The organism is Kitasatospora sp. NPDC048662 (genome assembly GCF_055587065.1).
Window position 1 is genome coordinate 218,179 of sequence record NZ_JBVJHA010000004.1, and the last position, 11,791, is coordinate 229,969.

General features: G+C 74.8%; 4 protein-coding genes. All 4 read left to right on the forward strand.

The window, feature by feature from the left end:
* Nucleotides 1–245 precede the first annotated feature (245 nt).
* The 4 genes from ACZ6R9_RS14330 to ACZ6R9_RS14345 are packed head-to-tail and all read left to right on the forward strand — an operon-like array spanning nucleotide 246 to nucleotide 11,728.
* Nucleotides 246–1,406, forward strand: a complete 1,161-nt coding sequence (locus ACZ6R9_RS14330) for a Kelch repeat-containing protein (RefSeq protein ID WP_465538381.1) — start codon at nucleotides 246–248, stop codon at nucleotides 1,404–1,406.
* Nucleotides 1,403–4,630, forward strand: coding sequence for a hypothetical protein (locus tag ACZ6R9_RS14335; RefSeq protein WP_465538382.1), 3,228 nt, complete (start codon nucleotides 1,403–1,405; stop codon nucleotides 4,628–4,630). Before ACZ6R9_RS14330 ends, ACZ6R9_RS14335 begins: the two co-directional genes overlap by 4 nt.
* Nucleotides 4,612–9,897, forward strand: a complete 5,286-nt coding sequence (locus ACZ6R9_RS14340) for a hypothetical protein (RefSeq protein ID WP_465538383.1) — start codon at nucleotides 4,612–4,614, stop codon at nucleotides 9,895–9,897. Before ACZ6R9_RS14335 ends, ACZ6R9_RS14340 begins: the two co-directional genes overlap by 19 nt.
* Complete coding sequence (locus ACZ6R9_RS14345; protein WP_465538384.1) at nucleotides 9,890–11,728, forward strand: hypothetical protein; 1,839 nt, start codon at nucleotides 9,890–9,892, stop codon at nucleotides 11,726–11,728. Before ACZ6R9_RS14340 ends, ACZ6R9_RS14345 begins: the two co-directional genes overlap by 8 nt.
* Nucleotides 11,729–11,791: the final 63 nt, after the last annotated feature.

Here is an 11,791-nt window from a genome sequence, read left to right on the forward strand (position 1 = left end):
GGCTGCGCGAGCATGGCCGGTCCTGCGGCGGGGTGGGGGCGTGCGGCGGTGGCGGTCCGGTGTTCGGGGCGGCGGTCGGTGGGCGGTCCGACTCGCTGGTGCCGCCGGAGCGTCGGTCGCCCGGTGCCGGAGGGTTCCGGTGCTTGCCGGCTACGTCTCGCCGCGGCGGAGGTTCTTCCACCATGACCGGTCCGGCTCGCTCCCCGGTGAACTCGCAAGTCCCCATGACGGAAGGTTCGACTCCCATGATCAGCACCATCGCGCCGGCCGCAGCGAAGTGGACCGCCGCCCATGATCTGACCGGGGCCACGGCCTGGTACGGGCAGCACGACGGGCCGGTCGTGCTCAAGGGGACCTCGAAGGTCCTGGTGGTGGGCGGCACCGATTCCGGTGGCGCCGCTCTCGGGCGGGCCGTCGCCTACGACCCGGCCGCCGACACCTGGACGGCGACCGCCACCCAGCCCTCGCCCCGGCGGCTGCACGCCGTGGTCGCGTTGGCCGACGGCAAGGTGCTGGTGTGCGGCGGTATCGGCGGTTCCACCGCGCCGGGGCTGGCCACGGCCGAGGTGTACGACCCGGCGGCCGACACCTGGAGCCCGGTCGGCAGCATGAGCCAGGCCCGCTGGGGGCACAGCGCGGTGCTGCTGCCGAGTGGCAAGGTGCTGGTTGCCGGGGGGAGCGCCGTGCGGTCCGGGAGCACCACCAAGGCGCTGCGGTCCGCAGAGCTGTACGACCCGGTGGCGGGGAGCTGGACGGCGGCCGGGGAGCTCACGGACGCCCGGTCCGGGCATGTCGCGGTGGTGCTCAAGGACGGCAAGGTGCTGGTGGTCGGTGGCGCCGCCGCCGTCGGGACGGGCCAGGATCCGGCGCTCGCCTTCTGCGAGTTGTACGACCCGGCCACGGGCACCTGGAGTCCGACCGGCAGCCTGCTGCGTCCGCGCGCGCTGCACCAGGCCACCGCGCTGTCCGACACCACGGTGCTGGTGACCGGCGGCCGCGCTCCGGGGGCCGGGGACGACGGCACCTTCGACCCGGTCAGCCGGCGGACGGCGGAGAAGTACGACCTCACCACCGGCAGTTGGACGGCCGCCAAGGACATGCCCGCCGGACGCGCCCAGCACCGCGCCGTCGCCGTCGGCACCGGCACCGTGCTGGTGGTCGGCGGGACCGGCAGCGAGGCGGACGAGGCCGGGTACCGCAGCGTCGTCCAGTACGACGCGGCCACCGACAGCTGGACGGCCCAACCGGGCCTGCTCACCGGCCGGTGGGGGTTCGCCGCGGCGGTTCTGCCCGACAAGCGGGTGCTCGTCGCGGGCGGCGCCGCCCGTTCCGGACTGGCCGCCGCCGATCCGACGGCCACCGAACTCACCGCCGCCACCGAGCTGTTCCAGGGGAGCGGCGCATGACCGCGAACGGTTACTCGTTCCTGCCGTGGCTGCGTTCCGGCCTGTCCACCCGGATCACCCAGGACCCGGGCGCCGCCGCCCGCGCCACCATCCCCGTCAAGCTGCTGCTGAGCGGCGAGGCGCTGGACGGCACCCCGCTCGGTCGGAGCGTCGAGCGGGCGGTGCAGCTCTACGGGCCCGGTGACGTGGTCGGTGTCGAGGCCCGGGCGGTCTCCCGGCGGGAGCCGCTGCCGGGCACCACCAACATCGAGCCCAACTACCTCGCGCACATCGAGTTCTACGACGAGGACTTCCCCTGGCGCTACAGCCCCGCGGTGGCCGACGGCTCCACCGACCGCCTCGCGCCCTGGCTGGCGCTCGTCGTGCTCGCTGCCCGGACCGACGCGACGGGCGCGCCCGCCGAGTTCGAGGAGGGCGGGGGCGGCACCCCGCTGCCGTTCGTCACCGTCAAGGACCCGAACGCCCTCCCGCCGCCCGACCAGCTCGGTGCCTGGGCGCACGTGCACGTCAACGGCTCGTTGGACGACGCGGTGGCCCGGGAGCTCACCGGGCCCGGCGACCCGGTGCTCGGGGCGCTCGCCGGGATCCTGCGCACCGACCCGGACCGGGCCTGCTCGCGGCTGGTCTGCCCGCGCCACCTTCAGCACGACCGGGCGTACGAGGCGTTCCTGGTGCCCGCGTTCGAGACCGGGCGGCTCGCCGGGCTCGGCTTCGATCCGGGGCAGGCACCGGGCGCGCTGTACTCCAGCTGGGGCCCGCACTACCCCGACCGCAAGGGCGAGGGCCAGCTGCCCTACTACCTGCGCTGGTCGTTCACCACCGGTGCCACCGGTGACTTCGAGTACCTGGTCCGGCTGCTGAAGCCGCGCCGCCCCGACCCCGCGGTCGGCCGCCGCGACCTGGACGTGCACCGCTCGGCCGGGCCGGGCCTGCCGCCGATCACCACGCCGGCCGCGATCGGCGGGGTGCTGAAGCTCGGCGGCGCCCTCCAGGTGCCCGAGCAGCCCATCGACGACTGGGAGAACTGGGACAACTGGTACGACAAGCCGCCGCCCGCCGCGCCGTACCCGCACCCCTTCGAGCAGGCGCTGGCGAAGCTGGTCAACCTGGCCGAGGCGTACCAGTCCGCCACCCCGGCGGCCGTGCACGCCGCGCTGCCCGCCGACCAGGCCCGGTCGCTGTCGGCGGGCGTCGATCCGGTGATCACCCCGCCGCTGTACGGCCGCTGGCACGCGCTCACCAACCACCTGCTGATCGACGGCGCCGGGCAGCCGCTGCCCTCGCCCGCCAACCGCAACTGGGTGCACCGGCTCAACCTCGACCCGCGCCACCGGGTCGCCGCGAACTTCGGCACCAAGGTCGTCCAGGCGCGGCAGGACGAGTTCATGGACGCCGCGTGGGCCCAGATCGGCGACGTCCTGGCGGCCAACGCGAAGATCCGCGCCGCCCAGCTGGCCCGCGAGGTCGGGCACCGGCTCCAGGTCAAGCACCTGTCCCCGCCCGCCGCCCCGGCCGGTGCGGTGGCGCCGCCGCCCACCGGCAAGTACCTGACCCTGACCGCGCCCGCGCACCCCCGCGTCACCACCCCCGGGCCCGGGCCGGCCCTGCTCGCGGGGGCGGACCCCGGCGCCGAGCAGCTGGCCGTCGGCTTCCAGGTGGCGGCCAGCCGGGTCGCGGCCGCGCCGCTGTCCGCGACGATGCGGCGCCTCACCCGCCCCGGCGCCCGGCTGATGCGCTCGTTGACCTTCCCGCCCGACCAGCCCCCCGAGGCGCTGCTGCCCCGGATGGACGCCGACACCGGCGCCGTCACCGCCGCCGCGCCCAAGGTCAAACCGGCCGCCCTGGTCACCCCGGACCAGCTCGACCACGAACTGCACCCCGGCGTCGGCCTGTTGGCGGCGGCGGACCCGGTCGGCGCGCTGCCGCACAGCCCGGACTTCGTCCTCAAGGACCTCGGCGACCCCGTCCCGCCGACCACCGGCGGCACCATCGACAGCCCCGAGGCACAGCGGTTCAAGGACGCGCTGACCGAGCTCTACCAGGGCTGGGACGCGGCCACCGCCGTCGGGCAGGCCCCCGCCCGGGAACCGCTCGGTGTCGCCGGGACGACGGACACGGTGCTGCAGGGGCTGCGTGCGGACACCACCGTCCCCCGCTGCCTGCTCGGCTCGGTGGACGTGCCCGAGCGGCTGCGTCCGTTCGCCGAGGAGTTCATCGAGGCGATGGCCTACCCGGTGATCGACCTGCCGATGTACCGGTCGCTGCTCGACCTGTCGACGGACGTGTTCGCGCCCAACCTCGGCCTGATCCCGGCGAACTCGATCACCCTGCTGGCCAACAACCGCCGCTTCATCGAGTCCTTCCTGGTCGGCCTCAACCACGAGATGGCCCGGCTGATGCTGTGGCGCGAGTACCCGACCGACCAGCGCGGCACCCCGTTCCGCCAGTTCTGGGACCCGCGCGCCGCGCTCTCCCCGCCCGGCGAGAGCCCCGAGCAGCGCCGCGAGCGGCTCTACGACATCAAGCCGATCCACCGCTGGGGCCCCGCCGCGCTGCTCGGCGAGAACGACAACCGGCAGCTGCCCGGCACCGCGCAGAAGGACGACCTGGTGCTGGTGATCCGCGGCGAACTGCTGAAGAAGTACCCGAACACCGCCGTGTACGCGCACCGGGCGGCCTGGCCGCTGGACGACGCCGGAAACCCGATCACCACCGGGGAACGCATCCCCGCGCCGCTGCCCGACGAGGACCACCCGACGCCCGACCTGGTCCGGCTGCCGCTCTACGAGGCCAAGGTCGAACCCGACATCTACCTGCTGGGCTTCGACCTGGACGCCGCCGAGGCGCGCGGCAACCCGCCCGGCGACCCCGGCTGGTTCTTCGTCATCAAGGAACGCCCCGGCGAACCCCGCTTCGGCCTCAACGAACCCGAGCCCGGCCCGCCGCCGCCGGTCGAGCTGTGGAACGACCTCGGCTGGCAGCACGTGGACCCGGACCAGCTCGGCTTCGTCGAGTTCACCGACACCACGCACGTCCCGCTGGCACCCCTCGACCCCGCCGAGGAGGACCCGGACACCAAGCAGCAGCACACCGAGGACGCGGCACTGCCGCTGTGGTACTCGCGGCTGAGCTCGGCCGACATCGCCTACATCCTCTTCCGGGCGCCGATCATGGTCGCCATTCACGCACAGGAGATGCTCCCGGTATGGCCGACAACGCCCTGAGTGACGACTTCCCCGTCCTGCTCGGCCCGGTACGGATCGAGACCACGTTCACCGCCACCGAACTGCTGGTGCGCGTCTTCCCCGACGACTGGTCCGTCGACACCTTCGAACCCCGGCCCACCGAGGCAGAACTCGGCGCGCTCGACGCCTACTGGACGGCGCTGTGGCGCACCGGCGGCAACCCCGTCGGCGACCGCGCGGCCTGGCACGAACTGGTCGGCCGGATCGCCCCCGGGCGGGCCACCTGGCTGCTGAGCAACCACCGGCCGGCCAACCCCGGCGACCGGCCGATGCCCGTCCCCGCCGGCACCACCGTCCTCGTCGTCCTCACCACCACCGCGCTGCCCGCCGCCGACCGGCAGCCGACGGTCGACTACTGGACGGCGGTCTGGCGCGCCCACGGCGACCGCCTGAAACTGCGGGCCGCCGACACCGCGCTGCTCGCCGCAGTCGGCCAGGCCAGGGCGGCGGTGATCCGCGCCCGCCGGCCCGCCGGGATCGAGGCCGCCCCGCTGGAGAGCGGTGACGCCGTCCTGGTGGCCTTCCCCGTGGTGCCCCGGCCGCCGGACACCGGCATCGCCCCGCAGTCCTGGACGGTCGCCGCCACGGCCGGCCTGCTGCCCGACCGGCTGCGGCTGCTCGGCTGGGCCGGCGGCACCAAGGTGCTCGACCTGGTCGGCAACCCCGTCCCGGCGAGCCTCGCGGTCAGCCCCGACCCGGGCTCCACCGACCCGCTGAAGGCCGACGAGACCACCGGCGTGCTGACCGTCCCCGACGCACTGCGCTGGCTGACCGACTTCGACCGGGCCGTCACCGACGGCATGGGCTTCCGGATCCCGCTGACCGCCGACCTGGCCGGCGGCCTCGACCGGCTGGTGGTGCTGGGCCTGCGCGCCCAGTCCACCCCGGAGCAGTCCGCCGCCGACCTGACCGACCGGCTCACCCGGCAACTCCGCAGCCCCGCCGGGCTCGGCCTGCTGCCCCAGGGCACCCCCACCAACAACAGCGCCCAGGCACCCGCCGGCGTGGACCCCACCCAGCAGGCCGACGCCGGGCTGCGCTCCGCCACCGGGCTGCGCGCCGCCCCCGCCGGGGCGGACTGGACCACCCGCACCGACGGCCAGTGGTTCGCCGAACTGCTCGGCCTCGACCCCGCCGACCTCGCCGGAATGGCGGGCGCCGACACCACCGACCAGCGCGACGCCCGCGCCGCCGACACCGCCCTGTGGCCCGCGACCTGGGGCAACCACCTGCAGACCGTGCTGCACCCGGTGTTCGGCCGCGCCGCCGTCGAACAGACCCGGCAGTACTTCCTCGGCCACGTCTCCGGCCGCGGCCCCCTCCCCGCCGTGCAGATCGGCCGGCAGCCCTACGGGATCCTGCCCACCACCGCGTTCTCCCGGCTCGCCTGGCCGGACACCGACCCCGTCGCGCCCCACCGCCGCGGCCTGTACACCGTGCTCCAGGCCGCCGCCGCCGACTGGCAGGCCGCCACCGGCAAGGTCGCCCATCTCGGCGCCCAGGGCGCCGACGCCCACCAGCACCTGCTGGACATCCTCGCCGCGCACCCCACCTCCGCCGAGTACTACCAGCGGTACGCGCTGAGCGTCGAGGACGTCTTCAACCGGGAGAACCTCGGCGCCCTCGGCTCGACCGTCCTGCCCGCCCTGGAACGGCTCAACCAGCCCGGCCCGATCCGCGCCCTGCTGACCCGCTTCGGCCACCCCGACACCGGCAACGCCCAGGACCCCGACCTGACCCGCCGCCTGTTCGCCGACACCCAGCACCCGCTGCTCGCCCCGCCCGTCGACGACCGGCCGCTCTCCGAGACCGACCCGATCCGGCCCTACACCGCCGACGGCGCCAACTACCTCCAGTGGCTGGCCGCGCACGCCCGCACCGACCTGGAGACCATCCGCACCGAGGCCGGCTTCCCCGACGACGACCTGCCGTCCGCGCTGCTGTACCTGCTGGCCCGCCACGCGCTGCTGCTCGGCTGGGCCGACGCCGCCACCGAACTCGCCATCGCCGCCGGTATCGCCGGCCCCGCCGAACAGGCCGCCGCCGACCCGGCGTTCATCCACGTCAGGATCCCGGCGCCCGGCCAGAGCCTGCCCAGCGAGAGCCGGTTCCGGCGGCTCTACTCGCCCGCACCGGAGATCACCGGAGACCCCACCCGCCTGGTCGTCGACCACATCCCCCGCATCCTCGGCACCGCCCCCGCCACCGCCCGCCTCGCCGAACAGGCCGCCGCGCTCGACCTGCTGACCACCCTGCCCACCGCCCGGCTGGAACGCGTCCTGGCCGAACACCTGGACTGCGCCACCTACCGGCTCGACGCCTGGCGCCTCGGCCTCGCCAACGAGCGCCTCGCCCAACTGCGCTACGGCCCCGACGGCACCGCCCCCGCCACCCGCGGCCTCCACCTGGGCGTCTACGGCTGGCTGGAGGACGTCCGCCGCCGCGACACCAGCACCCTCACCGAGATCACCCTGACCGGGCCGCTCGCCCAGGTCTTCCAGGGCAGCGGGCCGCTGCTGCACGACGCCAGGAACGGCGGCCACCTGCACGCCCCGTCACCCGGCCACGCCCGCACCGCCGCCGTCCTGCGGGCCGGCTACCTCGCCAACGGCTCACCGCAGAACCCCGGCTCGTTCGCCGTGAACCTCAGCTCCGGGCGGGTCCGGATCGCCCTCGGCCTGCTGGACGGCATGCGCCAGGGGCAGTCCCTGGGCGCCCTGCTCGGCTACCGGCTGGAACGCGCCCTGCACGACGCCCACGAACAGGCCGAGGTCGACTTCCTGATCTCCGCGCTGCGCCTCGAGTTCCCGCTGCGGGCCGGGCGGATCGCCGACACCGTCCCCGGCCAGGCCGACCGGCCCGACCCGGCCACACCCCTCGCGATCGGCCAGATCGAAGCCCACAACGTCATCGACGGCCTCGCCCTGGTCCGCCTGCTCACCAGGGGCGACGCACCGCAGACCTACCCCTTCGGCCTGGACGGCCTGCCCGCCGTGGACGCCACCCAGCAGGCCGTCGTCGACCGCTCCGTCCAGGACCTGCTCGACGTCCACGACGCGCTCTCCGACCTCGCGATCGCCGAAAGCACCCACCAGGCACTGCTCGGCAACCCCGAACGCGCCTCCGCCACCCTCGACGCGTACGCCAAGGAAGGACTGCCGCCGGAACCCGCCGTGGTCACCACCCCCCGCAGCGGCACCACCCTCACCCACCGGTTCGGCCTGCGCCTCACTCCCGGCCTCAAACCCGACACCGGCGCGCCGCCGCTGTCCCACAACACCCCGCGCGCCCAGGCCGAACCCGCCGTCAACGCCTGGCTGCCCGCACTGCTGCCGCCCGCCACCGGCGTCGTCGCCCGAGTCACCTGGACCGACCCGATCACCGGACAGCCCCGCAGCCGCACCCTCAGCCAGTTCGACCTCCACCTGCAACCCATCGACCTGCTCTGGGCGGTGCGCCCGGCGGGCGACAGCGCCATGACCGACCTCGACGACCGGATCACCGGCGCCGTCATCGCCCTCGACAACCCGCGGCCCGACGCCGCACTGACCATCCACTACACCGACCGGGTCGCCGGGAAGCTCACCTTCTTCGAACTCGCCCCGCTGATCGGCGTGCTGCGTCCGCTGCTGACCACCGCCCGGCCGCTGCGCCCCACCGACCTGATGCCCGCCGCCGGACCGGCCCCCGCCGACCGGGCCGCCGACGAGGCCGTCTCGCTGCCCCGCGAACGCCCCGCCGCCGTCCGGGCCTCCCTCGACGTGCTGCGCACGGACGTCGAGAGCTACCTCGCCACGCTGGCACCGCTCTACCCGGCGGGCGCCCCGCCGCAGCGCGAGCAGATCCTCGCCACCGTCGACACCCTGCTCACCGGGTACGCCAACCTGGTCACCACCGCCGCCGGGTTCGGCATGGTCCGCAGCGGCTGGGGCGAACTCGCCATGTGGCGGCGCGGCGTCTTCACCGAGGTGCTGGCCGCCGTGGCCGACGCCGCGGACCGGATGACCAGGGCCCTGGCCCGGGCGGACGCGCTGCTCGCCGCCTACGACGCGCTGCCGCCTCCCACGTCCGCCGCCGAGCGGTTCCGGCTGCTGCAACAGGCGGAACGGCTGATCGCCACCACGCCCACCACGCCGCTGCCCGCGCTGCCCGCCGTCCTGCGCGGGATCATCACCGGACGGCGGCAGGCCTTCGCCAACAAGCTGGCCTCGCTCCGGGCCGAGGCCAGGACCGTCCGCACCACGCTCAGCGGCCTGCTCGCCGAAGTCGCCGGCAAGCTCCCGCTGACCGCCTTCGACCCGACCGACCTCAGCCTCCAGCCGTTCCAGGACCGGGTGGTGCTGTTCTGCCGCGACCTGCTGGACCGGGCGGGCGCGCTGCACACCGAGGTCCTCGCCCGGCTCGCGGGCGCGGACCGGGCGCTCGCCGCGTACGACGCGGCCGTCACCGGGCCGGACCAGGTCGCCGCCGCGACCGAGGCGCTCAAGGCGCTGATCGGCCAGGACGTCCTCGCCGTACCGGAGTTCACGCCCGGCCCGCAGCTCGCCGCCGACTGGAAGAACGCCCTCGCCGACAGCGGCACGCTCGTCCAGCACCTCACCCAGCCCCCGTTCGGACGGGACTTCCCGATCGACGACTGGGCGCACGGCATCGCCCGGGTCCGCGACAAGCCCCGGCTGTGGGAGCAGGCCGTCCTGCTGAGCGACGCCCTGCGCGGGCCCGGCGGCCTGCTCGGCAACCTGCTCCAGTCCGCCGAACCGCAACTGACGCCGATCCAGCTGCCCTACCGGCCGAACGACCACTGGCTGGCCATGGAGTTCGCCTCCGGCGCGGCCATCACCGAGGACAAGGTGCTGTTCACCGCCCACTACGCGCCCGCCCCGCCGATCCCCTCCAGCACCCAGGTCGGCCTGCTGTTCGACGAATGGACGGAGGTGATTCCCGCCGACCGCGAGACCACCGGGATCGCGCTGCACTACGACGGGCCGGACTCCCAGCCGCCGCAGGCCATGCTGCTGGTCGTGCCGCCGGTGCGCACCGGCACCTGGAACACCGACGACCTGATCGCCGCGATCGGCGAGACCCTCGACCTGGCGAAAGCCCGGGGCGTCGAACCCGAGCACCTCGACAACACCGCCTACGCCCAACTGCTGCCCGCCACCGTGATGTCCGCGACCCGGCAGCCGATCACCATCTCCACCGACCTCGCGACCGCCAACCAGCGCTGGAAGGCCGCCCATGCCTGAGCCCCGTATCGCCGACCTGCCCAAGGCGCTCGCCGGACGGTCGAACCCGGCCGTCGGGGTGTGGAACCGGCTGGAGGGACGGCCGCGCACCACCGACTTCCAGCGGGCGCTGCGGGCCGAAGTACGCGACCCGCTCTGGCTGTTGACCCGGCAGTGGCAGCTCGGCGAGTTCCGCGCCACCGACGGCGGCTCACCCGTCACCGCGACCTACTCGATCGCCGGCGCCCGGCCCAGCCGCTTCCGCCCCGCCGGCGGCGCCGCCGAGCCGCTGCCGCCGGACCGGCCGCTGGAGGCGCTCGCCGAGCGGCGCCCACCCGCGTTCGCGGCCGGAAGCGACCGGATCGCCTTCGACCTGAGGCTGGCGATCGGCCGCCGGTGGCTCAAACTGCTGGGCCGCGACCAGGTGCTGGCCAACATCGCCTTCGACTTCCGCGGCCAGTACGTCCGGCTGTACCCGATCGCGCTGCCCGACCCGACCACCGACACCGACGCGCCCCGGGTGTCCGACCCGGAGACCTGGGCCACCCTGCAGGCCGTCGCCGGACGCCGGATGGACGGCTACCAGCTCTACCGGCACATCAAGGACGGCGGCCACGCCTCCGACGGCATCAACGACATCCTGCACCTGCACTACCCCGCCCTCGACGCTCTCGGCAAGCGCCTGGTCGCCTGGTTCGACGACCTGATCGACCAGCCGAACGGCGACGCCAGTTGGGACCCGCGCCGCCTGGAACACCGCTTCTCGGTGGCCGGGACCGCCCCCGACGGCACCGAGAAGGTGCTCACCGCGCAGGAGTTCCCCGGCGGCGAACTCGACTGGCACGCCTTCTCGATCGACCCCGACCACCCCGTGGGCGGCGCCGAACCGCCGCTCCCGCCGATCAACCGCACCGTCTTCCCGGCGCCGCTGCGCTACGCGGGCATGCCGCTGCCGCGCTGGTGGGCGGTGGAGGACGGCGGCACCAACTTCGCCGCGGTGTCGCCGGACAGCACCGACCTGGCCCGGCTGATCTTCCTGGAGTTCGCGCTGGTCTACAGCAACAACTGGTTCCAGCTCCCGTGCGAACTGCCGGTCGGCACCCTGGCGTCGATCCAGGGCCTGGCGATCACCGACGTGTTCGGGCAGCGGCGGTGGATCACCCCGGCGGGCACCGGCCTGGACGAGGACTGGCAGCGCTGGTCGATGTACGCCCTCGACACCATCGACGCCGGCCCCGGCACCGCCGCCGACACCAGCCTGCTCCTGCCCGCCAGTGTCCCCAAGGTCGCCGACGGCCCCGCCCTGGAGGAGGTGTCGCTGATCCGCGACGAGGCCGCCGACCTGGTCTGGGGCATCGAGCTGACCGTCCCGCGCCCCACCGGCCCGGGCCGCCGGGGCAGCGAGGTCGCCGCCGAGATCCGGGCCCACCACCTGCGCCTGCACCCGCCCGCCCCGCCGGACGCGCCGCTCGCGCCGATCGCCTACGAGGCGATGAACTCCGTCCCCGAGAACTGGATCCCGTTCATCCCCGTGCACGTCCCCGGTGACAACCGCACCGTCCAACTGCAACGCGCCGCGATGCCCGACGTGGTGGACGTCCTGCCGCCCGTCCAGCCCAGGACCTCGCTGCTGCGCGAGGGCCTGGACGCGGCGACGCCGCACGGGTACTTCGTCAACCAGGAGGAAGTCCCGCAGACCGGCACCCGGCTCTCCGTCGCCTACCACCGGACGCGGTGGCGCAGCGGCCGGGTGTGCGTATGGCTCGGCGCCAAGCGCGGCGCGGGGCGGGGCGAGGGGGCGAGCGGGCTGGCGTTCGACCTGCTGGTGGACACTCCGGAGCCGCCGCACTGACGCCGGCCCGGCTTCCGGGCAGGGTTCGTAGGATGGGTGCAGTTCCTCCGGGAGGGGGTCTGC